The 25,836-nt window shown below is 53.4% G+C and carries 25 protein-coding genes; 9 read left to right on the plus strand and 16 right to left on the minus strand.

Going from position 1 to position 25,836, the window contains the following annotated elements; all coding sequences use genetic code 11:
- Positions 1-22: 22 nt before the first annotated feature.
- Positions 23-223 carry a ribosome alternative rescue factor ArfA gene (locus ABNT34_RS10975; RefSeq protein ID WP_348731535.1) on the plus strand — a complete coding sequence of 67 codons (201 nt, stop codon included), beginning with the start codon at positions 23-25 and terminating at the stop codon, positions 221-223.
- On the opposite strand, the gene ABNT34_RS10980 is transcribed toward ABNT34_RS10975, so the two are convergent.
- The 4 genes from ABNT34_RS10980 to ABNT34_RS10995 form a co-directional block, all read right to left on the minus strand.
- On the minus strand, positions 220-804 hold the full coding sequence (locus ABNT34_RS10980) for a hypothetical protein (protein WP_348731537.1): 585 nt from the start codon (positions 802-804) through the stop codon (positions 220-222). The two genes, ABNT34_RS10975 and ABNT34_RS10980, sit on opposite strands and share 4 nt — an antisense overlap.
- Positions 801-3,422, minus strand: coding sequence for a M1 family metallopeptidase (locus ABNT34_RS10985; protein ID WP_348731539.1), 2,622 nt, complete (start codon positions 3,420-3,422; stop codon positions 801-803). Before ABNT34_RS10985 ends, ABNT34_RS10980 begins: the two co-directional genes overlap by 4 nt.
- A 462-nt stretch (positions 3,423-3,884) precedes the next feature.
- The gene (locus tag ABNT34_RS10990) at positions 3,885-4,583 is read right to left on the minus strand and encodes a DsbA family oxidoreductase (protein ID WP_348731541.1); all 699 of its coding nucleotides are present in this window, start codon (positions 4,581-4,583) and stop codon (positions 3,885-3,887) included.
- Positions 4,580-5,542, minus strand: coding sequence for a M14 family metallocarboxypeptidase (locus tag ABNT34_RS10995; protein WP_348731543.1), 963 nt, complete (start codon positions 5,540-5,542; stop codon positions 4,580-4,582). The genes ABNT34_RS10990 and ABNT34_RS10995 overlap by 4 nt, the downstream gene beginning before the upstream one ends.
- A gap of 261 nt (positions 5,543-5,803) precedes the next feature.
- Here ABNT34_RS10995 and ABNT34_RS11000 point away from each other — a divergent pair, with 261 nt between their 5' ends.
- From ABNT34_RS11000 to ABNT34_RS11015, 4 genes are all read left to right on the plus strand, one after another.
- Complete coding sequence (locus ABNT34_RS11000; RefSeq protein ID WP_348731545.1) at positions 5,804-6,211, plus strand: hypothetical protein; 408 nt, start codon at positions 5,804-5,806, stop codon at positions 6,209-6,211.
- An 8-nt stretch (positions 6,212-6,219) separates the two neighbouring features.
- Positions 6,220-6,534 (plus strand): helix-turn-helix transcriptional regulator, encoded by a 315-nt coding sequence (locus ABNT34_RS11005; RefSeq protein ID WP_348731547.1) that lies wholly within the window; start codon positions 6,220-6,222, stop codon positions 6,532-6,534.
- An 85-nt stretch (positions 6,535-6,619) separates the two neighbouring features.
- Positions 6,620-6,970, plus strand: coding sequence for a hypothetical protein (locus tag ABNT34_RS11010; RefSeq protein ID WP_348731549.1), 351 nt, complete (start codon positions 6,620-6,622; stop codon positions 6,968-6,970).
- A gap of 45 nt (positions 6,971-7,015) precedes the next feature.
- Positions 7,016-7,849 (plus strand): hypothetical protein, encoded by an 834-nt coding sequence (locus ABNT34_RS11015; RefSeq protein WP_348731551.1) that lies wholly within the window; start codon positions 7,016-7,018, stop codon positions 7,847-7,849.
- Here the strand turns inward: ABNT34_RS11015 and ABNT34_RS11020 are convergent.
- The gene (locus ABNT34_RS11020) at positions 7,839-9,455 is read right to left on the minus strand and encodes a hypothetical protein (protein ID WP_348731553.1); all 1,617 of its coding nucleotides are present in this window, start codon (positions 9,453-9,455) and stop codon (positions 7,839-7,841) included. The genes ABNT34_RS11015 and ABNT34_RS11020 overlap by 11 nt on opposite strands.
- Positions 9,456-9,607: 152 nt before the next feature.
- On the opposite strand from ABNT34_RS11020, the gene ABNT34_RS11025 reads away from it, so the two are divergent.
- The gene (locus tag ABNT34_RS11025; RefSeq protein ID WP_348731555.1) at positions 9,608-10,153 is read left to right on the plus strand and encodes a transporter substrate-binding domain-containing protein; all 546 of its coding nucleotides are present in this window, start codon (positions 9,608-9,610) and stop codon (positions 10,151-10,153) included.
- Between the two features lie 21 nt (positions 10,154-10,174).
- Here the strand turns inward: ABNT34_RS11025 and ABNT34_RS11030 are convergent, their stop codons facing one another.
- From ABNT34_RS11030 to ABNT34_RS11040, 3 genes are all read right to left on the minus strand, one after another.
- On the minus strand, positions 10,175-10,315 hold the full coding sequence (locus tag ABNT34_RS11030; protein WP_348731557.1) for a hypothetical protein: 141 nt from the start codon (positions 10,313-10,315) through the stop codon (positions 10,175-10,177).
- A gap of 31 nt (positions 10,316-10,346) precedes the next feature.
- Positions 10,347-11,972, minus strand: a complete 1,626-nt coding sequence (locus ABNT34_RS11035) for a methyl-accepting chemotaxis protein (protein ID WP_348731559.1) — start codon at positions 11,970-11,972, stop codon at positions 10,347-10,349.
- Between the two features lie 136 nt (positions 11,973-12,108).
- Positions 12,109-13,467, minus strand: a complete 1,359-nt coding sequence (locus tag ABNT34_RS11040; RefSeq protein WP_348731561.1) for a diguanylate cyclase — start codon at positions 13,465-13,467, stop codon at positions 12,109-12,111.
- A gap of 213 nt (positions 13,468-13,680) precedes the next feature.
- Here ABNT34_RS11040 and ABNT34_RS11045 point away from each other — a divergent pair, with 213 nt between their 5' ends.
- Positions 13,681-13,938: a hypothetical protein gene (locus ABNT34_RS11045; protein WP_348731563.1), complete on the plus strand. Its 258-nt coding sequence runs from the start codon at positions 13,681-13,683 to the stop codon at positions 13,936-13,938.
- A gap of 7 nt (positions 13,939-13,945) precedes the next feature.
- Here ABNT34_RS11045 and ABNT34_RS11050 read toward each other — a convergent pair whose 3' ends face one another.
- Together ABNT34_RS11050 and ABNT34_RS11055 are read right to left on the minus strand one after the other, a co-directional pair.
- A complete protein-coding gene (locus tag ABNT34_RS11050) occupies positions 13,946-15,175 on the minus strand; it encodes an MFS transporter (protein ID WP_348731565.1) in 1,230 nt (409 codons plus the stop codon).
- Positions 15,176-15,292: 117 nt separating this feature from the next.
- Complete coding sequence (locus ABNT34_RS11055; RefSeq protein WP_348731567.1) at positions 15,293-15,808, minus strand: DUF1993 domain-containing protein; 516 nt, start codon at positions 15,806-15,808, stop codon at positions 15,293-15,295.
- A 157-nt stretch (positions 15,809-15,965) separates the two neighbouring features.
- Between ABNT34_RS11055 and ABNT34_RS11060 the strand changes: the two genes are divergently transcribed.
- A complete protein-coding gene (locus ABNT34_RS11060) occupies positions 15,966-16,592 on the plus strand; it encodes a LysE family transporter (RefSeq protein ID WP_348731569.1) in 627 nt (208 codons plus the stop codon).
- Here the strand turns inward: ABNT34_RS11060 and ABNT34_RS11065 are convergent.
- The 4 genes from ABNT34_RS11065 to yjeH all read right to left on the minus strand — a co-directional run bounded on the left by ABNT34_RS11065 (position 16,557) and on the right by yjeH (position 22,069).
- A complete protein-coding gene (locus ABNT34_RS11065; RefSeq protein ID WP_348731571.1) occupies positions 16,557-17,912 on the minus strand; it encodes an ATP-binding protein in 1,356 nt (451 codons plus the stop codon). The two genes, ABNT34_RS11060 and ABNT34_RS11065, sit on opposite strands and share 36 nt — an antisense overlap.
- Before the next feature lie 148 nt (positions 17,913-18,060).
- Entirely contained in the window at positions 18,061-19,980 is a 1,920-nt protein-coding gene (locus ABNT34_RS11070; RefSeq protein ID WP_348731573.1) for a S9 family peptidase, read from the minus strand.
- A gap of 158 nt (positions 19,981-20,138) precedes the next feature.
- Positions 20,139-20,696, minus strand: coding sequence for a porin family protein (locus ABNT34_RS11075; protein ID WP_348731575.1), 558 nt, complete (start codon positions 20,694-20,696; stop codon positions 20,139-20,141).
- A 128-nt stretch (positions 20,697-20,824) separates the two neighbouring features.
- Complete coding sequence (yjeH, locus tag ABNT34_RS11080; RefSeq protein WP_348731577.1) at positions 20,825-22,069, minus strand: L-methionine/branched-chain amino acid transporter; 1,245 nt, start codon at positions 22,067-22,069, stop codon at positions 20,825-20,827.
- A 118-nt stretch (positions 22,070-22,187) separates the two neighbouring features.
- On the opposite strand from yjeH, the gene ABNT34_RS11085 reads away from it, so the two are divergent.
- Positions 22,188-22,607, plus strand: coding sequence for an Lrp/AsnC family transcriptional regulator (locus ABNT34_RS11085; protein WP_348731579.1), 420 nt, complete (start codon positions 22,188-22,190; stop codon positions 22,605-22,607).
- Between the two features lie 187 nt (positions 22,608-22,794).
- Here the strand turns inward: ABNT34_RS11085 and ABNT34_RS11090 are convergent, their stop codons facing one another.
- On the minus strand, positions 22,795-23,814 hold the full coding sequence (locus ABNT34_RS11090) for a hypothetical protein (RefSeq protein ID WP_348731581.1): 1,020 nt from the start codon (positions 23,812-23,814) through the stop codon (positions 22,795-22,797).
- A gap of 270 nt (positions 23,815-24,084) precedes the next feature.
- Positions 24,085-25,800: a hypothetical protein gene (locus tag ABNT34_RS11095; RefSeq protein ID WP_348731583.1), complete on the minus strand. Its 1,716-nt coding sequence runs from the start codon at positions 25,798-25,800 to the stop codon at positions 24,085-24,087.
- Between the last annotated feature and the right edge of the window lie 36 nt (positions 25,801-25,836).

Here is a 25,836-nt window from a genome sequence, read left to right on the forward strand (position 1 = left end):
AACATCAAAAAGGAGTCTGACGATGAAAAAACCGCTGCCGCATGAACACCAACGCGGCGACATTCAGGACAATATGCTTAAAGCCGTTATCACCAGCCCGCTGTTCAGAACCCGGGTGGTCAAAGCGAAAAAAGGCAAAGGTTCGTATAACCGGCACGATAAAAAGGGGCGACAATCGCAAGATTCCGCCCCTTTTTGTTGGCTGTTTTTTGCCAGTTTTTAGAGCAAATCAACACCATCCGGCCACTGCCGCACCAACTGTACTAATCGCGCTATTTTTATGTCACTGAGTTGGCGATAGTCCAGATAAGGGCAAACCAGCAGCCGCAATTTTTTCGCTACGGCAAACTCCTCATCCAGCCAGACTAAACCGCCAGTCAGCGTTTCCGGTAATAGCCCTTGCGCTAATAAATCACGCGCATGCTGACGACCGGCAATGATATGTAAAGTCTGTATGTCAGCATCTGCGCCAAACCAATCCTGATCAAAGCCATTCGCACCAAACAGCAGCGCGGTACCGGAGCCGGCCTGCAATAAAACCCGGTCGCGCCATTGCTGCCAGCTTTGGGCGCCTTGCAGATCTGGCTGCCACGGCGCCGGCAAAGCCCACACCAGCTTGGCATAGACGTTAAACACCTTGCGCCAGCCGTTGCCGCAGTGCTGGTAAATCTGATCGATTTGGCCGGGCAACAGCGCCAGACAGGTATTAAGCCCGGCAAACTCGGCCATCGGCGGTGCTTTGGCGACGTAGAGGCGCAGTCGCGCCTCTGAATCGCCTAAACCAGGCTGAAGTAACAAGGTCACAGCTGTTGCGATTTCAGCCAGGCGTCAACCTGCGCCGGAATGCGCTTGACCCGATCTAACCGGCGGTCGATGCCGGCGGCCGCTTCCAGATAGGCGGTTTTCACTGGCTTGGTTTTCGCCGCCGCTGCTTTTTGTCGTAACAAAGTTGCAGTGGCAGCATCGCGGGCCGCGCCTAACAGCGACGCATCAAAACCGTCGCGACGCAGCGGATCTAAACGCTCGTCAAACGCTGCCTGATTGGCCAGATAAAAATCGTAGGCCAGCTGGCTGTGTTCCAGCGCCACGCGGTTTAACAAACCCGGCGCAAATTGTTTTGGCGTCAAATCAGTCAGTAACAATGCCAGCGCTTGTTTTGCCAGTGTCACATCTTTGCCCGACGCCAGCGCGCCCAATAACCGGCGTTTTTCGGTGCTGTTGCTGGTGTTGGCGGCCAAAGTTTTCAGCTGGTTAAAATCTGCAGCTGTGGCTTCAGTGCCGACAATTTTCAGCACTACACCGTATAAATCGCCCGGCAACACGGTTTTATCGGTCTGACTGGCGGCAAATCTTTTGCGCGCTTCGCCAATCACCGCGGCATCGCCCAGTTCCGCCAGCACGCCAATCAGGCTGCTGCGCAAAATACTGGTATTGTCGGATTCACCGGCTTGTTTTTCCCAGCCGACTTTGGCAAACAGCGCCTGCGCCTGTTTCAGCGCAAAAGCTTTATAAGCCTGCTCACCCGGCAAGCCCCGGTATAAATCGGTGAAGCCTTCTAACTGCTGCACCACATCGGTGGCGATGATCGGATTGGCATCAGCCGGCAGTTGCTGCGTCAGTGCCAGATAACGGCTGATGTCGCTGTAACCGGCGTAGCCCAGTGACACGCTGTCTTTCAGTAAACCCAGCTGGTCCACGGCTGGTAATTGTGCAAAGCCTTTCACCAATTCGGCAAACAGCGCGTCGCTGTAATCCACCCGGTAATAACCAGTCTGGCCGGCGTTGACAGTGACAGCACCACAACCCGGCAGCGTCATGGTCTGCTCGGCATCACCGCGAATTTCGGCGCGGGCGACGGCTTGCCCGGCCACTTGCGCTGTGACCGGCACTGTCCACTGCTGCGTTTGTTTTGACGCCGCATCAAGACCAAAGCGGCCTTGCGTTAAAGTCAGCCTGGTATTGCCCTGCTGACATTCTGCTTTCACTGCGGTGATTAAAGGCACGCCAATCTGGTTGGTAAAATCGTTGGCAATAGTTTCAACCGGCCGGCCAGAAGCTTGCGCTAACGCCTGCCACAGGTTGCTGGTCACCGTATTGCCATACTGGTGTTTTTGCATATAAGCGCGCACACCGGCACGGAAAGCTTCTTCACCGAGATAAGCTTCCAGCATGGTGATGACTGACAAGCCTTTCGAATAAGTAATGCCGTCAAAGGCTGCGTTGGCTTCCTCGAGGTTACGCACTGGCTGCACTATCGGGTGTGTAGTTTCCTGCGCATCCTGGAACATGGCGTAATTACGTGAACCGACCGCGCCTAATTCAGCATGCCACTGCGGGTAAAAATGCTGGCTGGCTTTGGATTCCATCCAGGAGGCAAAGCCTTCGTTTAACCACAGATCATCCCACCACTGCATAGTGACAATATTGCCAAACCACTGGTGCGCCATTTCGTGGCCTACTACGGCAAAGACTTCTTGTTTGTCGCTGGTGTTGGAGAATTGCGGGTCGAGCAATAAAGTGCCTTCGAAATACATCACGGCGCCCCAGTTTTCCATCGCACCAAAACCACCAGCGCCCGGTACTGCGATGTGGTCAAGCTTCGGCAACGGATACTGCACGCCAAAGTAGTCGTTGTAATAATCCAGCAGCTGATACGAGGCATTTAAGGCAAAAGCGCCTTTGACGGCGTCACCTTTTTTCGCCACCACACCATGTTCAATGCCACCAGAGCGGCCGGAAATACGCTCATAATCGCCAGCGCCGACATACAGCAGGTAGCTGCTCATTTTTACGCTGGGCGCAAAATCAACGCGGTTGCGGCCATCCGGCAGCGGCTGGCGGCGTTGCTCGGGCATATTGGATAAAGCCAGCTGGCCTTTGGGTTCGATGATGCTGATTTTAAAGATGGCTTTGTGTGAAGGTTCATCCCACATCGGCGCTAATTTGCGCGCATCACCCGGCTCAAACTGGCTGGACAACATGCGGCCTGTGCTGCCATCGGGCTTGCTGTAGTCAGTGACAAATAAACCGGCTGACTGCTCGTAAATTTTGCCCTGATAACGCACGCGCAGCTGGTGTTTGCCAATGCTTACCGGCGCTTTGAAATGCACACGCTGCGTGGCGGCGACCACTTCGGTTTCGACCTTTTTACCGTCAATGCTGGCATCGATAATGGCTAAATCCAGTGCGTTCAGCACCAGCTCGTTCAGCGTTTGGCTGGCGGTAAAATCCAGTGTCAGTTCGCCCTGAAAGCTCAGTTTCTGTAAATCCGGATCTATGGTCAGCTGATACTGCTGCGGGCTGGCGCCGGCGGGTAATACATCACGGTCTGCCGGAACAGCTGCAGCCATCGCGAAAGCAGAGCAAAACAAAGATGCGCTGACAGCGAGCGCCAGTGGTGTTTTTAAAAATAATGCGGACATAAAGTCAAAATTCCATGCTGGGTCAGAGGGTTGCTGTAGCAACCTTTGAATGACGAGGGCGTGTTGACGTTTGGTGTTTGTTTTTGCAGCAGTTTGGCAGCTTTTTGTGCAAGGCAGTGCGAGAGCCGTGTAGTTATTCTACACAAACGAGCACTAACGCCGCAGAAAGAGCTGCCAAACGCTGCCCGAAGGGTTCGTTTGGCGACGTTTTGGGCTTTGTCACTCGTTGCTCACATAGAATAACTATGCCACGCGCCTCGTTTCGCACCCAAAACGCCGCCAACTCGAACAAAACTTAACCACCAAACATCAACACGCCCTCGGGTTATTGAGCAGAGTTAACATAATGAAAAATAAATGTGAGGTCACTTATTTTTTTCCGCAATGCCGCCGGCTGCGCTTAATGGCAAGCCGGCTGCGGTGAAATCACGCTGAGGTGGGCATAAAACGATAATGCGATGTTCAGGCAGGAGAGTTCATTTCGGCTGCAATTTGCCGCAGCGTCTCGGCCAGTTGCGCCGGCTCCTGCGCACCGGAAATGAGGTACCGCTGATTGATAACAAAAGCCGGCACTGAACTGATGCCAGCCTGCTGATAGGCGGCCTCTTCAGCGCGCACTTCATCGGCAAACTGCGTTGATGCCAGCACTTGCGCCGCAGCATCTGCGTTCAACCCGGCCGCTTCAACACAACGCAGCAGCACCTGCGGTTCGCTGACCTGTTCGGCACGGCCAAAATAAGCATCAAACAAGGCCAGCTTCAGCTGGGTTTGTGCCGATGCTTGTTGTGCAGAGTCGCTTTGCGCTGATGGCACCGGATAAGTAGCCCCCGCCCATTTCAGCAGCCGGTGCGCGTCAAAGGTATTGCAGGTCAGCCGCTGCTCCATGCCACTGAAATTCACGCCAAGCCCCGCCGCCAGCTGCATCAGCATCTGCTGCGATTGCTGCATTTGGGCCGCTGACACGCCATATTTGCGGCATAGCGCCGGCAAAATTGGCTCCGGTTTTAACGCCGGATCGGGATTCAGTTCAAAAGCACGCCAGTGCAAATCCACTGCAATGGCGCCTTGTAAACTCTGCAGCGCCTGCTGCAGACGGGCATAACCAATGGCGCACCAGGGGCAAGCCACATCAGACACTAAATCAATGCGCAGCAAGGTCATAGCGAAACTCCTGTTGCCGCTAAGGCGTAATCAAAACCGGCGCAAATCACCGCAACCTGTGCCTGATTGCACTGTTCTGGCGTCGCGCGCGGGCTGTCTGGATACACTTCTGTCGTCGTGACATACAACGCGTCTGTCATGCCACCACAAAGCGCCAGTGATTTTTTCGCGTAGTTCACCACACCAAACTGCTGTAAAGCTTCGCCAATCAGGCAACCATTGTCATCCGCTTCTGCCACATGGGTGACTTTACTGACGGCTTCGATCATCACGCGCTGAAACTCAGCGGCAGGCTTTTCGGTGTCGCCGACCAGATAAAACCCATCCGGAATATTCCAGTTATTGTTCACAGTGCCGTCGCGCGCCGCTTTGGCCGGGCGGAATTCGCTGTTATCTGAATCTGTGGTTTCGTGTAAATCGATATGCACCAAAGGCGTCGGGAACTGCTGCAGCAGTGCCAGCACCGCATTGGCTTCCTGCGACGGGCCGTCAGCGACAAAAGAGCGGTTCGGGTCCACGGCGTCCGGGTTCCAGCGATTGATGGTTTCATAGCCCCAGGGGCTGATGCACGGCAGCACCAGCACATTGGCGATGCTGGCATAACGGGCAAAATGCTCGCGGATAAACAGCAGCGCGCCCTGCACCCCGCTGGTTTCATAACCGTGCACGCCACCGGTGACTAATAACAACGGTTTGGTCGCATCAAACTGACGGCTTTTCACGGCATACAGCGGATAAGTGCCTAATTGATGCGTTCTGTAATCCAGCGTGCCATAGCTTAGTAATTCAGCGCACGCTGACAGCGCCGGGGCAGACATTATCTGCTGCAATGGGCTGACCACTTCAGCCTGATAACTGCGTTTGACCGGTTGCTGACTGAGCCACAACGCTTTTTCCGCAGCGCCCCAGGGGGTGCCAAGGGTGCCGATAGGGTAAATACGTTGCACAGATTCAGTCATTGCGGGTGCTCCAAAGCAGGAAAAAGCAAAGCCGTACTATAACATTGCAGCCGGACCCGAAAACAGACCAAACGTCACCAGTGCTGGCAACGCCTGATGTTTTTTGTTATTAATCAGCACATTAAATGACATGACAGCGCCGGCCAAAACATGACATTTAGGCGCCATGACGCTGTACTGTCGTCACGCCAGGCATCCCGGCAGGATACAAAAGACAGCAACTGCAGCAGCCGTGCTGTTTAACCAAAAGGAACTGTGAAGATGACAACAACCGCCAATAGCCGAGTCGCCAGTGTGTTTGATTATGCCGGTCATGAAATCCGTTTAGAAGTCAGTATGTTCAGTGGTCGCGAATGGCTGTATCTGGACGACCTGTTACTGGAGAAAAAACTCAATCTGACCTCCTGTCGCAGCACCTTTCAGTTTGCGCTGGATGGGCAAAACGCCGAGGTCCGCCTGCAATCCAAAGGTCTGGCAGGCGCTTTGACTGGCCACTATGGTGTAGAGCTTTATGTCGGCGGCGCTTTAGTCGACAGCGATGAATTTAACTACAGCCAACTGATGGTCAAAGACCCGAAAAAACGCAAAGGGGGTTTGTTATTCATCGCCTTTTGCATGGCGGCGGGTTTTGTGTTTGGCACGGCAATCGCCATGTTGTTTAAGCACTGAGGCCGGCCATGCAACTGAATCCTCAACTGATCAAACAACTCAGGACCGACCGCGGCTGGACACAACAGCAACTGGCCGATATTTGCGCACTCAGCCTGCGCACGATACAACGGGTCGAATTACAGGGGCTGGGCTCACTGGAAACCTGCAAAGCACTGGCGGCCGCTTTTGCCGTCGATCGCGAACAATTACTGAGCCTGTCCGACAGCCCGGCAGAGAGCGGCCAAACCGGATCTTCGCCGCGTCAGCCGTTATGGGTGGCTGCGGCTTTTACGCTCGGTCTGACCGCCGGCACCGTGCTGACCTGGCTGCTGAGCCGTTGAATACACAGCGCTGGTGCTGCGACAAAAACGGCGCAGCACCAGCGGTTTTTTGGCATACTGCGGTTTTTCGCTGACGGATTGCATCATGCTAAACGCCACCCGCTACCTTGCTTATTGTTTTGTATTAAGTTTTCTGTTTTGCCTGCTCTATGTCGCTGTAACCAAAGGCACTGTGTATCAGGATCCGCTGCATCTGCAATATATGCTGATGAGCCTCGGCCTCGCCTATCTGGTGCAGTTTGTCCAAAGCCAAACTATGCTCAGTGTGGTGTTCGCGGTGATGTTGGCCACGCTGGTGAAGCTTTTTACGCAACTCTATGGCTGGCCCATCAGTGAACGTGCTGTTGGTGGCATGAATCTGGGATATCTCATCGCTTATCTGCTATGTATTCAGCAGCTTTTCAAACTGAAAAAGCAGCATCAATCCCGGAACTGATGCGGCCGGTCGGGCGGGACGCCGAAGCTCTGTCGGAGGTCCTGTATGCAGTGGTTGCGTGTTTGTTGTCTGTGGTTGCTGCTGCCCTGGCAGGATATCACCGCCGAACCGCTGCAACTGGTTGATACATTGGCCAGCCTGCAACCGCAAGCTGCTGCACCATCGGTCGAGGCCCAACTGGTACTGCGTGTTCTGCGCCAATACCCGTCTCCTTACACACTCGTCGACATCAGCCGCAACCGTGCCCGTGAATGGACCAAAACCGCCGGCAACGCCTGTATTCCGTGGCTGCGCAAAACAGCGGCACGCGAGCGTGATTACCTGTTCACCTTACCCTATATGCTGGAAAGCGCGATCACGCTGGTGTCATTGCCACAATCGCGCTGGCACACCCAGCTGGAACAGCTGCAGGATGCCAACGGAAACATTAGTCTGGCGCAGCTGTTGCAACTCAAACGACCGCCGTTGATTGGTATTGAGTTGAACCGCAGTTATGGCGACAGGCTGGATGCGGTTTTACAACAAAATCAGGGCCACCCAGCCATTTACACCCGCAGCACTGCCGGTGAATTTGTCGGCAGTATGCTACCGATGCTGCACAAAGGTTTTGTTGACCTGATGCTGGAATATCCGAAAATTGCGGCGCGCAGCGGCAGCGCGCTACGTTACTGGCCGCTTGCAGAAGCTGAGCCTTACAACCCTGTCCATTTTGCCTGTTCGCGTACACCACAAGGCGAAAAAATCGTCGCCTTACTCAACCAGAGCATTCGTCACCAGGCCACAAGCAAAGATTATCAGCAACTGCTGCTGCAAAGTTTTGCCGAAACAGAACGCGGCCGGGTGCTGCGGGACTGGCAACACATGCTGCTTACTCCTTAGCTTTTTGCCTTGGCACCACTAAAGCCGGGATGCGATAACCCGCTTTTTGCAGTGCAGGCGCAAGCTCGGGGTCCTGGCTGTACTGAATCAGTGTGATCACTGCAGGGGGTAATTTGTCGCCAAAGAATTTGAGTCGTTTGACAATTTCCGCCGGTGGCGCCTGCAGCTGCAGCATTTGATGCAGCATAAATTCCTGGGCAAAGCTGCGGTTGTTGAAATACACACTGTTGCGGTCTTTCACCTGTGTCTGCATAAAGGCATCCAGCCCCTGCCAGTTTGCCTGGCGGATGTATTGCTGCATCTGCGTTGTGGTCTGTTCAAACTTTCTGACCAGAGCCACTTCGTCCGCGTCTGTTCTGACTCGGTTCAGTATTTTGTCATTGACCTGCAATATCTGCTGCAAAGCGCTGTCCGGCGCTGATTCGGTGATGATAGCGGGTAACTGGCTTTGACCCTGACATTGCCATAGTTGCATCAGCGTCTGGCTGATTTGCTGGCTGGTCTGCCTTAACTCGCGACTGACGGTGGCACTTGCAGTAGTCCCTAGCGGGTCCGCGCCGAGCGGCTCATGTTGTAACAAGGTCCGCAGTTGTGTTGCTTCCGCCTCTGGCAGCTGTTGCAGCCAAAACCATTGCCGCTCGGCCGATCCCGGCGCCAGTTGCAGGCGCAGCAAAGTGCGCACTAAGGGCAATTGCTGTTGCAGTTCTGCCTGACTGGCCGGTAACGGCAGCAAATCAAACGCATTGTCATCGGGCGGCCCAAATCCGGCGGGCACGCCCTGCGCCAGCCAATAATCAAACAAGGTGGTGTCGGCGCGCTCTGCTGCCAGCAGCGTCAGATTCATTAGTCTTTGGTTTTCCAGCCAGCTGATGGCCAACTCGCCACCATAAGACTGCTGCAACATATCGACGATTTGCAGGTCGCGGCCAGCCCGACTGACCAGCAATAAATCGAGAAAACCGGCCCTGAAACCGCTGTCGAGCAGTTGCTGTAACTGGACCGGCTGCAGTTCTGGGTCTTTTTGTAAAATAATCTGCAGCAAGGTGAGCTCCAGATAACCCAGTTTGGCAATGTCCGCCGGTTGCGGATATTGTTGCAACCAGTCTTGCAGCGCCCGGTAATCATGTTGCTGAGTAGCCAGTTTGACCTGGGCCAAATCACTGGCGGCGATTGTGACCAGCTGCTGGTGCTGCTGTATCAGGAGGCCCGAACCATCCTGAGTTTGCCGGCCCTGCGGCCGCAGCACGGCAATATCGCCGCCAAGCTCACGTAAATATTGCAGCTGCAACTCAGGCCGCAGCTGGGCTTCCTGCATCAGGCGTTTTAGTTCTTCACTCTGGTGTTGACGGGAGGCACGCAGCGTCGTCAGTTGCTCCGCCAGCTGTTTGGGCGCCGGGCAGCTCTGCACTGCCGATAAAGCACTGGTGGCGGTGGCTGCAACTTCCTGCTGTTCTGCTTCCACGGCTGCCGGTGATGCGGGGGATGACATCAGATTTTGACTGTCAGCGGCGAAGTTCCGCTGTTTAGCAGGCAGAGGCTGATCCTCAGGCCAAAACCACAATATGGCGACCACCAACAACACCAACATCGACATCCATTTCCACATCACGCAACGACCTTTTGCTAACAAAAACGCAACCATCATACCAAATATAGCCCCAGCAGTCAGGAGGAAATAGGTACAACTGTCGACTAGCTGGCGCCTCAAGCCATCGACACCTATGCTAAAAAAATTCAGGTTGGCGGAAGAACAGACGCATGCGCTGGCAGATTTTTCTCTGGGGATGGCTGTTACATCACAGCACAACAACGGCAGCACCAGTGCAGCTGGTGACCGAAGTGTTTCCGCCTTATCAGCAGATGCAGGAATCAACAATTGCCGGCTGGTCGGTTGATATAGTCAGGCAGATTCTGACGACAGCACAGCAGTCCTACCAGATTGACGTGATGCCCTGGGCGCGCGCTTTTAAAACCGCGAGTTCCACACCGGATACACTGATTTTTTCTTTATTACGCACCGCAGAACGTGAAAGCCAGTTTGTCTGGATCGCTCCTTTGTGCCCGATGCGGGTGTCATTTTATGCCAGCAGCCAGCGGCCTGAAGTACAGGCGGACGGCTTGAACAGCGCACTGAAATATGTGGTGGGTGTGGAAAACGGCCAGGCTAATTATCACTATCTGCGCGAGCAGGGTTTTCGCGAAAGCCGCAATCTGGTGGTGGTCGGCCACAACCACCAGCTGCAACAGATGCTGGAGTTGGGGCGCATTGATTTGATGTTAGTGTCTGATATTTATGTGCAGTAATTACCGGACCGGGGCGCCCGTTTACGCCGGGTATTTACCGCACATGCGCTGGAAAAATACCTGTATCTCGCCGCCCATCCTGCCACCAACCCGGCCTTGCTGGAAAAACTCCGCAAGGCCTGGCAGCAGGTTAAACAACAGCAAGTCCCGGCGTGCCAGCAAGTCAGCACACCACCGTTTTAGTCGTGTCCCCTCAGGTTTTGAAGCTATTGACCAGTGAATTCAGTTCCACCGCCAGCCGCGACAATTCATGTGCTGACGCGCTGGTCTGATTGGCGCCGGCTGCAGTTTGCGCTGCCAGATCGCTGATATTGACAATATTGCGGTCGATTTCGCGCGCCACTTTGGCCTGTTCTTCGGCGGCGCTGGCGATCACCAGGTTATTGTCGCTGATACTGCCAATCTGGCTGTTGATAGTCTCCAGCGCTTTGCCGGCCGACTCGGCCACTGTTAACGCCTGACTGGCTTTTTCACCACTTTGTTGCATCGCCTGCACTGCAGTGCTGGTGCCTTCGCGGATTTTTTTGATCATCTCTTCGATTTCACGGGTCGACAACTGAGTGCGCGCCGCCAAGGCCCGCACTTCGTCAGCAACGACAGCAAAACCGCGACCGGCATCCCCGGCCCGCGCCGCTTCAATGGCCGCGTTCAGCGCCAGCAGGTTGGTTTGCTCCGCAATGGCCCGGATCACGTCTAATACTTTGCCGATGTCCTGCGCCTGCAGCGCCAGTTCCTGCACCACTTTGGCACTTTGCGCCACATCTTCATTCATATGAATAATGGCATTCACTGTTTGCTGCACCTGGGTTTTGCCCAGTTCAGTATTGCGGGCTGATTCGGTGGAGCTTTCCGAGGCACGTAACGCGGTTTCCGCCACTTCATCCACCGCTGAGCTCATTTCGGTAATAGCCGTCGCCGCCTGCTGAATTTCATCATTTTGCTGTTGCAGACCACGGGAATTGTCTTCGGTCACTGAATTCAGTTCTTCTGCCGCCGAGGCCAGCTGATTCGAGGAGTTTGCGATATGCGCTACGGTGTCACGCAGATTTTTCTGCATCCGGGCTAACGCCTGCATCAGTTGCGCCGGTTCATCGCTGCCTGAACTGTCAATTTTCGACGTCAGGTCGTTGTCGGCGATCCGGCCCGCCAGCTGCACAGCACTTTGTAAGGGGTTGGTGATGCTGCGGGTGAACAGTACCGCGATAATGACTGCCGCCAACAGGGCCACCGCAATCACCAACCAGGTCGTGATCCGACTGTTGTCGTAAGATGAGGCGGAATTTGCTGCCTGTTGCTTGGCAAAATCCTGATTTAATTTTGCCAGTTTTAATAACGAACTGGTCATCTGGTCGGCAAACACCACCATTTCCTTGCCTTGCACTTCTCTGGCCTCAGCCATTTTTCCGCCTTCAACCAGTGCAATCACCCGGTCCTGATAGCTGATGTAACTGTCCATCGCCTGGTCAAAGCGTTGAAATTCTTCCCGCTCACCAGGCACCGACACTAATTTCTCATATTTACTGTGCATGGTTGTCGCTTCGCTGCGGGCGTCGATAATTTTCTGTTTGGAATCGGCCAGATCCGCTGCATTTTCAGTCAGTAATAACCGCAAGGAATAAATACGTAAACGGCTGGCTGCCAGATTCAGGCCAGCCAGTGTTTCCAGGCTCGGAATAGTGTTTTCTTCAATCTCGGTGGTCACACTGCGTAAGTCAGCCATAGTTCGCAGTGCGGTCAGACCCAGTAACATCACCATCAGGCCTAACAGCAAAAAACCGGTCAGCAAGCGATTGCGGATATTTAATTGTCTAATGCTCATAAAAGCCCTCTATATCAAGAAACACTGATCATTCAACACACTGTTGCTGCATTACAGCAAAGCAGGAGGGTTACGACTTGTCGAGTTAAGTCTGATTTTTAGCCAATGCAGCGGGAAAACCTCTGGAATATGAACACTATGCAACAGCCTGCGCCTGCACAGCACCGTTTCGGCCATTGGCTTTGGCCTGATACAAAGCCACATCCGCCTGTGCCAACCAGTGCGCCGTGGTCTGGCCGCGCTGTGGTATCGCACAGAGCCAGCCAATACTGACGGTATATTGGCTTTGCTGCGCGCCAAGCTGTACCGATTTAAATTCTACATCCTGGATAAACTGCTGCAACAGTTGTTGCATGGCCGACGCTTCCACACCAACACTAAGTAAAATAAATTCTTCGCCGCCAAACCGCACCAGCACATCTGTGGGCCGCTCAAAATGTTGCTGCAGCAAACGGGCAAACTGGCGCAGGCACTCATCACCAAACAAATGCCCGTGCACGTCGTTCAGTTGTTTGAAGTGATCCAGATCCATCAGGGCTAACGTCAGCGGGATTTGTTCGCGTTGACACAATGACAGGCAGGCCGGCAGTTTTTCATCGAGGAATTTGCGGTTATATAAACCGGTCAGGCTATCGCGCTGGCTTTGCTGTGCCAGCCGCACATTGGCCTGCAATAACTGCCGGTTCAGCCGCCGCACTTTCAGATAAGCCCAGGTCAGCACTGCCAGGATCAGCACAGCGCCAAGACTGACCAGCGCCAGCAACTGATAATCCGGTTCAGTCTCCATCCGCACCGACAGCCACTGATTGTTGATCTGCTGCTGCAGCGCCGGGTCTATCCGTTCAATTAATAACTGGCTGATTTCATTTAATAAAGGTTCGTCGTTCCGGCTGGCAATACTGAGTTCGCTGTCGCCGGGCAAGCGACCGGCAATTTTCAGATTGGTGATTTTGTATTGCTGCAGCAGATATCCGAGGCTGCCCATGTTGCCAAACATGCCGGCCAACTGACCGCTTTGCACCATCAGCAAACCTTCTTCGTAACTTTGTACTTCAACAAATTTCAGTGTTGGGTGCAGTTGACGATACAGCTCGGCAAAGCCAAAACCACGACGGATGCCATAAGGCGCATCCCCCAGCTCAGCGACACTTTTGACCCGGCGATGCTCAGTTTTGGTGACAATGACACTGGGGATCACCAGATAAGGCCGGGTGAAATTTAAGTATTTTTTCCGGCTTGGGGTTTCCATCGCCAGCAATAACAGGTCACAGCGCCGCTGTTCAACTGCAGCAACAGAATCCGGCCAGCTGGTTGTTGGCAGCAGTTCCAGCGGCACCGGCAACTGACTCTGAAAAAACCGGGCATAGTCGGCCGACATCCCGCTGTGCCGGCCTTGTGTGTCAATACTTTCAAACGGCGGCCACGCCGGGTCTATGCAATAGCGAAGTTTCTGTTTCGTCTGCAGGTATTGACGCTGTGCATCAGTCAGGGCCATCGGCTCTGCCTGCGCACAGCACCACAGGATCAGCAGGAGTAAACACCAACAGCGGCTCATCACAGACCCCGCAACTCAGAAACTAAGACGCCACAGGAAACAGCCGCGCCACCACGCCGGTGGCAACCATGCTATGACCTGATTTACTGATACATATCAATTCAACCTTAGCCGAAAGGAACTACATTAGAAACAACTGATGGGAGATTTGTCATGACCGAAGCACAAACCCTGCGCCTGTTGAAAATTATCATGCTGTGCGGTATCAGCTTGCTGATCTTCGGCCACTATCTGTGGTCGGGTTTAAAACTGCATGAAACTATGGGCGTGAACGGCATTATCCTGATTGGTTTATGCTGTGCTTTGGGACTGATTTTGTCGCTGCCGACCAAGATTTATCTGACGTTGCTGCTGATGAAACGCGAAGCTGAGCGCAAAGCCAGCGCAGCGCAACAAAAACAGCATGATTGATCCGCACTCAGCCGGCCGGCTTTAATTCCTGTTGCCGCAGCGCCCAGGCGGCGGCAGCGATAAACAAAGCGCCGGTCCATAAGATCCAGCTGGCGCCCAGCAAGGCAATCACACCGCCGGCCAGCGCAATAATGACGTTACCGCAGCACATCAACAGCGTCAGCAATCCCATCACCCGGCCAAGGCCAAGCTCACCATATTGTTCGGTGCAATAAACCTGAAACCAGGCACTGAACATCGCGTTTGGCACGCCACACAGCACCAGCCAGACCCAGGCCAGCTGGCCGCTGGTAAAAGGCAACAGCACTAACATCAGTGCAACGCCGGCAGCCGCACATTTGGCACTGCGCAGCGCTGGCCAGCGGGTGCCAAGCCGCGCCATACCGACCGCACTGACGGTGGTCATCACCGCGCACAACACCGCCGTGATCAGACCAATCTGCAGCCCGCTGAATTGTTGCTGCTCAACCAGCCACAACGGGTAATATTCGTAAAAAGCATTGAGGCCGATGGTGTACAGCAATTGCGCCGCGACCACCAACCGCAACAGTGGCAGCCGGACTAAATTCAGTGAATTATGCTGACGCAATTGCCGCCAGAACGGCTGAGGCTGCGACAGCGGCAAATCCGGCGGCAGCAGGAAATATAACAACAACAAACAAGGCAACATCGCCAGCGCTGCAATCAAAAACGGCACATGATTGCCTAAATGCATGGTCAAACCGCCAAGCAACGGCCCGACCAGCCAGGCGGCATACAAAGCGCTGTTCATCCAGCTGATAGCCTTGGTGCGCTCAATTTGCGGATGTAAATCGGCGGCAATAGCCCGGCAGATACTGACCGAACCTTCGCATAAACCAGTCAGAAAACGGAATAGCACAAAACCCGGATACCAGTCCGCCGCCAGCGCCCAGGCAGACCCCAGATAACCTGCGACCGCCAGCGTTAGCGACAAGGCCAGCACCCGGCGCCGGCCATAATGGTCCGACAAAGCCCCGAGCGTGGCACTGCCAAACAACATGCCAAGCGGATTAGCCGCCAGCGCAATACCCAGCAAGATCTGCGGCGCGATGCCCAGCCAGTGGTTAAAGTCGTTGTGTGTCGTCGCGGCAAACAGCGGCGCTAAAATCGGGTAGGGTAACGCGATGCCGGCAACAGCAATCAGACCAATCAGGCATACCACCCACAGCACAGCCTGCGGGTGGGCGTAACGAACAGACACAGCAGATGAGGACATAACAACTCCGGACTGGGGGTGGTTATGCTAAAACGCCAGCGCGACACGGCGCAAGCGCGGAAAGACCCGCTGCGACCAAAACAGGCCGCAACAGGTTCAATCTGGAGTTAAGTCTAATCAGGCCGCACGGTAAGGCATAGGGCCCAGATAGTCTTTTTTACCAACGTCCACGCCGTTGTGACGCAAAATGGCGTAAGTGGTAGTGATGTGGAAATAGAAATTCGGCAGCACATGTTGCACCAGGAATTCTTCGCCGCTCAGGGTTTTGCCTTCCCAACGTGGCTGCGTGATCACCTGCGTGGCAGCGTTGGCAAAATCTGCGGCGCTAAAAGTCGCGAGATAAGCCTGGGTGTCGCGGATGCGCTGCTGTAACTGCTCCAGCGTAGCTTCGTCGTCGGCATGTTTTGGCGCTTGATCCACAGTGCCGGTTAAGCGGGCAACACCCAGCTTGGCGGTATCACAGGCGATTTGTACCTGACGAATGAGCGCAAACTGGTCTGGTGCCAGCCGGCTGTTTAACAGCACGGACACATCAAATTTTTTACTGTCGGCATAAGCTGCCGCTTTTTGCAAAATGGCGCTGAGGTTATCCAGCATTTTGTGAAATTGTGGCACTGTCAGTTGGTAAATCATCTGTCTCTCCTTGGAAGGCCCGATGCCTGTCGCACAGACATGGGCGCGCAATCCGGCAATTTCAAGCGACAGTCGTTGAATGGTTGCTTGCGGCACGCCACAACGCAGGGTAATTTGTGTTTTCTGCTTTGCCCAACCTAAGTTTTTGGGGACACCAATGGATGCGATCTGGTCTGCAGTGGCGATTGCCAGTGCTTTAGCGGTCGGGGCCGTGAGCCCAGGCCCGAGTTTTATCGTGGTGGCACGTAATGCCATCGCGCTGTCGCGCCGACACGGTCTGGCCACCGCCTGTGGCATGGGGCTTGGGGCCGGTACTTTTGCTGTGCTGGCGCTGCTCGGCGTGCATGCGGTGCTGACCGCCGTACCGATGGCGTTTTGGGCCTTAAAAGTCGCAGGGGGTTTGTATCTGCTGTATCTGGGCTATCTGATTTTCCGCGGGGCCAAAGCGCCGTTGCAGGTCCAGACCGACACGCCGGTGGCGATGATTAGCCTCAAGCGTGCTTTTTTAGGCGGTTTATTCACCCAGCTCAGTAATCCAAAAACGGCCATTGTGTTTGCCAGCGTGTTTTCGGCCTTGTTACCGGCCACTATACCGCTGTGGTTTTATGTTGTTTTACCACTGCTGGCTTTGCTGATCGACGGCGGCTGGTACATTCTGGTGGCTTATGTGCTGTCGGCCGAAGCGCCACGTCAGGCCTATCTGAAATTTAAAGCCGGCATTGACCGCACCGCCGGCACTGTGATGGCTTTACTCGGCCTGAAGCTGGTGTTGAGCATGCCCTGAAGTCTTTAAATCAACAAAGCTGTACTGCAGAGCAAAACCTTGTGTCACCGGCGGCAAACTGACTTTGCCGCCGAGCTGCGCTGTCACCAGATTGTATAAAATCGACATGCCCAAACCGGTGCAGCCATCGGCGCGGGCTGTGGTGTAAAACGGCTCAAACAGCCGCTTCCGGCTTTCCGCACTAAGACCACCACCGTTATCCTGATAATCCACCACAAACCCGCTGTCCTGCTGACGAATTTCCAACCGGATCAGCGCCTGCACCTGTTGCTGTCGGGCAAAGCCGTGTTGAATACTGTTCATCACCAGATTGCTGAGAATTTGCATATGGCTGCCGGGAATTGTTGTCACCAGCACACCGGGCTCGGCGTCCAGTTCAATCTGGATACCGGCTTTTCGCGTCAGCGGTGACAAAGTCGTCAGAATTTGCCGGTAGTATTGCAACACATCTATCTGATGCTGTTCACTGGAATGCTGGTCGGCGGCGGTGCGTTTAAAGTTTTGGATCAAATCTGCCGCCCGTTGCAAGTTATGCTGCATCAGCGGCAGCGCCTGGTGCATGGCACTGCAGAATTGCTCTAATTGGGTCCGGCTTAGCTGGTTGGCCGCCAGTTGCTGTTCCAACTGATGAAACTGACGCTCGATCACGCCTTGTGTGGTGACGGCCACGCCAAGCGGCGAATTGACTTCGTGGGCAATACCGGCCACCAGATTACCCAACGCCGCCATTTTTTCTGCTTCCACCAGCTGGCTTTGCATTTGCTGCAGGTCCGTCAGCGCCTTCGATAACTCGGCGGTGCGCCGGGTCACTTTTTCTTCCAGTTTGCTGTTCAGCTGCTGCAGCTGTTTTTCGTAATCCTGCCGCTCCATTTCCGCTTCGATGCGGCCACTGAAAATGCTGAACAAAGTAGTGATAAGCTCGGGATTTTCAATAGGCCTGCGATACATCGCGACAACTATACCCAGCACGCCGCCATGCAAATCATGCAGCGGCGTGCCGACATACCCTTCCACACCAAGGTCGACTAAAAGCTGGTCCTGTGGAAACAACTGCTGAATGCCGCAGGGATAAATACAATAACTGTCATCGGCCGCATTGGCACAAGGCGTGTGGGCCAGCGAATATTCCAGATTGTCGGTCAACACCCCATCAACCACCAGCGCCTGAGTTTTTGAGGTGTAGGCCTCGCGGTCCAGCCGGGCGATAAAAGTAAAATCGGCGGCGATCACCTGATTGAGCTGCAAGGCGATCGCCTGAAAAAATGCCTCACCACGGGTATTGGCGACCCCTTCGATAATCTTCCGCAAAATCATATCCATCGGCGGCGACTCCTGTTGTGATCTTGTGCTGTTGACGGCGCCCTGCGAATAAAAAGGCCCGCCGTCTGATGACTGCAGGCCTTTTGTTGAGATCAAGCTGGTAGCTGCACGGCGCTGCAGATTAAAGTCTGGCCCGCCGTTTGTGCTTTTACAAATGCGTCTGTAAAAACTTCAGATAAGCTTGCTGCGCACTGATACGGTTTGCTTTTTTCACGAAGCCATGGCCTTCATCCGGGAACAGCACGTACTCGACCGGTACGCCGTTTTTCTTGATTGCCGCGACCATTTCATCACTTTCAACCTGCAGCACCCGCGGGTCGTTGGCGCCCTGCACCACCAACACCGGCTTTTTCACTTTGTCGCCGTGAAACACCGGCGAAATGCGACGTAAGCGTTCGCCATCTTTGGCCGGATCGCCAAGCTCAGCATACAAAGATTCACGGAACGATTCCCACCAGGGCGGAATACTCTCCAGCGTACGCACCCAGTTGGTGACGCCAAAAATATTAATGCCGACTTTAAATTCGTCGGTAAACGCCATGGCCGCCATCGTCAGATAACCACCATAACTGCCACCCATCACACCAATGCGATCGTCGGCAATCCAGTCCAGCGACTGCAGGTATTTTTTGCCGTAAACGATATCCTGTAAGTCATGTTCACCGTGTTTTAAATCATCGAGGTGGAAAAAGGTTTTGCCATAACCACTGCTGCCGCGGTTATTTACCGCCAGCACTGCATATCCCTGATTCACCAGATGCTGAATAGACGCACTATAACCGGTACGTGACTGACCACCAGGCCCGCCGTGGATCCACAGCAGCGCCGGCACCTGAGCAGTACCGCTGGCTTGTTTCGGTTTGTACAGCAGCGCCGGAATTTGCAGGCCGTCAAAGCTTGGGAAACGCACCACTTCGCTGACGACCAGCACAGATTCATCGATGGCTTTATCCAGCGCCTGAGTTAAACGTTCGGCTTTGGGACTGCCAACAGGCCAGACATATAAGTTCGACGGGCTGTTGTCGGCATTTAAATAAAAACTCAGTGTTTTGCCGTCATCGGAAAACTCGACACTGCGCAGATCACCAGCCGGTAAATCCGGCAGCATCAGTGGCTGCCCGCTTTGCTGGTCGACAATAGTGACTTTGGTGGCGGCATCAGCGTTGACACCTTCGACACGGAATTTATTGTCTTTGCTAAAGCCGATATACATGATGTCCCAATCGGCTTTGCTGAATAACGTGGCTTTGCCGGACGCGATATCAAAGGCCATGGCCTGACTGAATTCGGACTGCTCGTCGGTGCCAAAAATCAGCGTTTTGCTGTCGCGGCTAAAGCTGTACACCTGATGATTGATATTGCCCTGATGTGGTGTGACCAAAGTTTCCGTTGGTTTTTCTGCAGAGATATCAATTAAATGCAAATTATTGTCAGCATTGGTGCGCGATTTAATCGCGGCGAGATACCGACCATCCGGACTGATGCCGGCGACGTCATAACCGGCATCGTTTTGATAGACCAAACTGCGCTGATAGGTTTTGCCGTCGTATTTGTACAGGTCAAAAAACTTGGCGTCGCGCTCATTGGTCAGCACATAAAAACTGCCGTCGGCGGCCCAATCAACAAACATCGCTTTGAGTTTGTCGCCCGGCGTCAGGTCTTTGACTGCACCATCGATTTCGCGCACATACAAGTGATGTAGCTCGTTGCCACCCTGATCGGCGCTGTACAATACCCGGTCGTCCTGCGGAAACCAGCTGACCGGCATCATTGCATCCGTCGTGGATTGGGTCAGCGCTTGCCAGCTTTTGCCATTCATACTGACTTTGTACAGGTTAAAGACGCCGGTTTCGTCTGACGCTACCAGCATGGCGTCGCCGGCAGCATTGATGTCGTTACCGATATAAGATTTGGTGGCATAAAACTGTTCAGGGGTGTACTGACTTAATTTGGCTGGCGCAGCAGCTGCTGCAGTGGTTGAAGTGCTGGCCGGAGCTTCCGGCGCTTTACCACACGCCAGCAATAAAGCCGCGCTTAACGCCAGCAGCGGATAAGTGATAGTTTTCATTGTATTCCCTTATTGAAATGTTCAGCGCAAAGAGACTGCGGCAAGCACTGCCGACAGAGCCAAACTAGAGTAAAAAAACAGCAGACACAATGCCATAAACCGATATTTCACCTAAGAAAAAACCGCCAGATGGCGGTTTTTTCAGCATTGCAAAGTACTTAGAATTTAAAGCTGGCGGTCAGGCCAAAACCACGGTTGCTGGCTTTGAGTTCTTCATCTTCGATATCCGGACGCACCAGATATTCCAGCGCCACAGTCAGCTTGTCATTGACGTCGTACTGAAAACCGACACCATAAGCCAAGCCATTTTCGCTGCTGTCGGCGTTTTCAATTTCACCATCCACTACGGCATCGGCATTAAATTTGGTGTAGTCGTAACCAGCCAGACCGTACAGCGCCATCCCGTCGGCAACCGGATAACTGGCTTTGGCAAACAGCGCGTAACTGCGGTCGATGCCGACGGTCAAACTGTTGCCCTGTACGCCGACTTTATCGTCATTGGCGCCTACCGCAATACGGCCTTCCAGTGCAAAGTTCTGATGGAACTGGTAACCACCTAACACACTGAAACTGCTCAGATTCCAGTTTACGTCGACCGGACCTGCGTCCAATTCGATGGTTGGACGATGTAAAGCGAGGCCGGCATAAGCACCAGTGTCGGCAGCTTGTGCAGCGGCGGTCAGTAATAAAGAGGCGAGTACGATTGGTTTGAACATGGTAATTCCCTTCATGATCTGTTTATTTGCGTGGCCGCAGCATGCGACCCGTAGCGGAAACTACCAAAAGAAATATAAACAGAAAATGAATGAAATAAATTTATATGTATATGTGTGTGTATTTTGTTTCATTTTGCAACAATTGCTGCATGTTTTCGCTGCAGTTGCCACCATAAAAACGGCGTACTGAGCAGGATAATCAGCAAGGCATACCACAACAAAGCGCCCAGCGTTGCCATCAAACCCAAACATAACAAAGCGCTGATGGCGGCAGTCAGCCGAAAGCGTGCCGGCAATAATTTCAGTGCCGCCAGCATCGACATCAAATAAATCACCGCAAAGACACCATTGACCCAACCAATCAGCGCTTCAAGCTGCTGACTAAACGGCGACGAACCCAGAATCACCAGCGCCATCAGCCCGATGATCAGATACAGCGCCCGCTCTGGCACCTGATGCCGGTTCAGCACCTGAAACCAGGCCGGCAACACACCTTGTTGACTGAAACTCCAGGTCAGCCGGGCCACGCTGGCGGTATACACATTGACCGTCGCCAGACCGCTACAAAGACCGAGAATGCCAATCACCCATTGGCCATAACCGCCACAAAGCCGGTCAAAGGCCTGCGCCATCGTCAGCGATTCACCGGGACCGGCCAATGCCCACAACAGCGCGCTACAGCCAAGATAAATCAAGCCGACCAGCAACAACCCAATCAGTAAAGCCGGCACCATATCCCGCGCCGGATCGCGGAAATCCTGCGCCAGATGTGTCATCGCCTCGACACCCAAAAAACTCCAGAAGCCTAATGCCAGCGCGGCGCTGATACCGCTCCAGGCCGGCACTGTCAGCGCCATAGCCGGCGCCGGCGCGCCATGCCAGAGAAATAGTCCAATCAGCAGCACGACCACAGCGACTATAGCCAACGTCAGGCCCAGTTGCAGCCGCGCAGACAGCTGAAAACCAATCCGGTTCAGCAGAAATAACACCAGCAAAAACCCTAATTGCCCCGCCAGCTGATACTGAGCACCAAACCAGGGTTCAATAAAAGACCAGGTCATCAGCAAAGCGGCAGAACCGCCGACCGGCACAACCAGCAAAAACATCAGCCCCATCACTCGCCCGGCGACGGCGCCAAAAGCTTCGCCGACAAAATGCGCCGGCCCGGCCGCGTTTGGAATAGCGCCGGCCAAAGCACCAAAAATCACTGTGATAGGTACCGCCAGCAATGTCAGCAGCAGCCAGACACCAATCGCCGCGCCGCCAGCTTGTTCCAGTGACACCTGCGGCAGAATAAAGACACCGGTGCCCAATAGGGTCGTCGCCAGCAATGCTGCGCCCTGATAACGACCAATCTGGCCTGTTGCTTTCATTTGACGCTTCCGTTCAAATAGCTGAAAAATACATTGTATCGCAGCCAACACCGCCAGTTTGCCCGCTTTGACCGGCAAAATGACGGTGCCGCCGGCAATTTCACCGGAGTAGTCTCACGTGGACAAATTTGACCAGCAAATCCTGCAACTGTTAAGACAAAACGCCCGGCAAAGCGTCTCGGATATTGCTGCGGCTGTGCATCTGTCCCGCAGTGCCGTGACTGAGCGGATCCGTAAACTCGAACAGCAAAAAGTCATTCTGGGTTATCAGGTGGTGCTGCGTTCGCCCAGCGAGGTGAAAGTCCGGGCTTATTTTGAACTGCAGCACAAAGCAGCGCGTTGTCAGGAACTCATTCCCTTTCTGCGCAGTTTTGCTGAACTTAAATCTTGCCACGGTATTAGCGGCGAAGTTGATTTGATGTTGTTTGTTGAAGCCGACAGCATGGCACGGATCCATCAAATTCGTGAACAGATTGACGCCCATCCGGATATCGTCCGCATCAAAACCCATATGGTGATGAGCCAGTGGTTTTCCTAGCCAAGAACGAACGCATTAGGCTATTTATCTATGACAGCAATCGAATGTTCTACATGACAAACCGCAGGTTTTGACGACTTGCATATAGTCTGGAAACTAGTGCATGCACCTTATAAAGATTAATGCTCTGTACAAGATGCAGTGCACAAACAAGAAGGTATACCTTGGTCAGAACCTGGTAAAAGACCTAATTACATAACGGTGCATGAATGCTGGTATTCGTGTCTTTTATTAGATCCTCAAATTTGACCCGACATGAATTCCAACCTGGAAATACTTTGTAGCCAGCTGTCAACACTATCCCTTGCCTTGGTAAACTCAATGCCAGGACAGCATCGGCGGTGCTGGCATTGCCAACCGACACCTTTATATCCAAGCCTGAAATTGCAGTATTCAAAGCATCTTTTACTACGACACCGTAATCCTGACCGTTTAGCATAAATGTCCCCGAAGGCAGCTGCTGATCCAAACCCAAAAGCACTTTGGAATAATTCCCGGCCTGCATCTGCAATTGCGTAGTGAGGCCAAAACTAAGCGCTTGCGCCACCTTTGACTCTATTTTTTGTGTCACTTTCGCATTCACTCCGGGGATTAAGTCCAATACGCTGTCCACATCCAAACGAACATTTACATTCAATCGCTGAAACTGCAATTGACTGAACAGTCCTGTCGACACCTGATATTTACCGCTCAATAAAATAGGATCAACAGTGACACGAATCGAAGCCCTGAGCAGGCTGTTTTTTTTTACACTGGCAAATGCTGTCAGCGTGAACCCACCTACTGAAGCTATGATTTCCCCCGCACCGTCAGGGTTGCCCTGGATTCTGAATTCAAGAGGGCCATCTAAATTCATAGATGAATCCGTCACTGTCAGATTTTCTGCTTGTGCAAGCTCAGCTACTGCTGCTTGCCAGGTTTGATTCAGCTGCGATTCCAGCGTCAACCTTTTTGCAGCTACGGGAGTCAGCACAGCGCCGACAATCCTATTTAATCGCGAATAATCAGCATCGTTTGTGTACTTAAACTGGTTCGAATAGCAGTATTGTCCCGCGTTCAGTTGTAGGTGAAAGTAACTGTTTTGCCGTGGCGTTTCTTTCAGATGCATCGGCGAGTCCAGGCAAGTTTTGACGTGGTTGGCGGCATACACCATGTCTGTTTGCCAAATACAGCAACTTATGATCAATAGCTGACGGATAAAATTCATTGATAACTCCATGTATCTAGATTTGTTAGGGTTCAATTTATGCCTGAAACTCCTTACGGTAAGGCTGCCAGGCCAGTTAAAAATGGCCGGATAACCAGCGTCGGAACTGATGAACATTTGATAATTGTGAGGAAAGCGACCAAGCGGAGAATTTAACGATAAGTAGTCGGAAAATTGGCAGGAGCGGGCAGCTTAAACACTGGAAACGAAAAAGCTGCCATTTCAGGCAGCTTTCAGCACATAATAATCAGCGTCCACAATGAAACTAACTTATTTGGCCATTTGCATCGTCGACTGCAGCAAAATGCCCTGCGGCACTGCTTTCATCTGCATGCCGACCTGCATATTGGTTTGCATCAGCTGCGCCAGTTCAGCCGGGACCGGCTCGCCGGTGCTTTCCAATGTACCTTTCAGCACACTGAAGAACTGCTGATAGTCCAGGCTAAATGCCAGCAAACCTGATTTATTCAGCTGCTCTGTGCTGAGTGTTTTGGCCTGTTGCTGGGCTTTATCACCACTGAAAATCATCAGATGATGTTCAGACGCCATCAGGCTTGGTTTGACACCAAGCATCGCCAGCTGCGGGATTTTGTCAGTCAGCGGCAAAGTTTCTCCTGGCGCCGGCAGCTCGACAGTCGCCAGCTCAGGTTGCAGCGCTTTGACACTGTCAAACAGCTGCTTCACATTGCTGGCGCTTAATACAAACAGCGCATCAGCGGTTTTTGGCACTTGTTGTACCGCATCAAATTCCAGCTGATTAACCTGCAGCGACACGCCCTGCACGCCGGCCGCCATACCCGCCATCATCAACATCGGCATCGGGTTGTTTTGTTTCAGCGCAGTTTGCCATTCAACTAATGGTGCGCACTGATATTGCGTCGTGGTCAGGTTTTCCCAGATTTTGCCAACTGCACCTGACAGCTGGCCAACATCCAGACCTAAACCCAAAGACAACATCGCAGAAGGGCCTTTCAGCTCAGCAAAGCCGGCCGGAATAAAACCCTGCAACTGCTGTAAGGCTTCGACTGTTTTGCTGTTTTCGGTTGGGATCAGCATTTTGCTGTGAACTTTGGTGGCGCCATTGCCAATCTCGAAACGATTAGAGGCAAATAAACCCGGCCAGCTGGTCGCAATTGCAGCCACATCAGTCTGACAGCTGGCTTCACGCCACGGCGCCAACGCCACGCCTAACTCAGTGCCAAACAACAGCTCGACGTCTTTTGCCAGCCGGTTGCCGTCTTTGCTGGTCAGCACTTTGCTCAGCTCTACACTGCTCAGATAGCCAACAGAGCCCTGATCTAACTCATATTTTTTACTGACTTTCTGCAGATAACCACTGTTTTGCAGGTTCTGCTCCGGCTTTTGCGTACCAAGCGCGATGGCTAAGTGCGACGGATCCAGTTTGTCTGAGGTGAAGGTCAGCGTCGCCCAGCCATCTTTGACACTGACTAATAAATCCAGCGCCAGCTCTTCGTAATTCAGTTTGTACTGGCGGTACTTTTGCTCACCGAGCTGCTGCGGGCTGTGACTCAGGCCACTTTGTTGCTCAATCGCATCAAACATGGCCCAGAAGGCTTTATCGTCACCCAGCTCCACTTTTAATACCGGCGCTAACCCCACCATGTACACCAGGCTGCGCATTTGCGCTTTGATGCCGGTTTTGCTGCTGATCTCAGCCGGCGTCGCCAGGGCTGATAAATATTGTTTACCAAGCGCCAGCACGAATTTTTCACTGCCGCTTTGCGCGGCCTGTAGCTGCTCGTCGAGCTGCGCCAGTGCGGCCGCATTGTAATACTGTGGTCCCATGCCAATACTGCTTAAATAACTCGGCAAATCAACCGGTTCTAATTGTGCGGAAAATACCGCTGTATCCGCCGGTACATATTCCAGCGCGCCCAGCTGGCCAGCGCTTTGATTGGCGCCAAACTTGTACCAGGCAAATACCCCAGCTGCAATCAGCGCTGCAGCGATCAGACTTTTCCGCATTCCTTACTCCTTGGTTACTGACCGGAAATTGCGCCG

Source organism: Rheinheimera texasensis (genome assembly GCF_964031785.1).
Classification (GTDB): domain Bacteria; phylum Pseudomonadota; class Gammaproteobacteria; order Enterobacterales; family Alteromonadaceae; genus Pararheinheimera; species Pararheinheimera texasensis_A.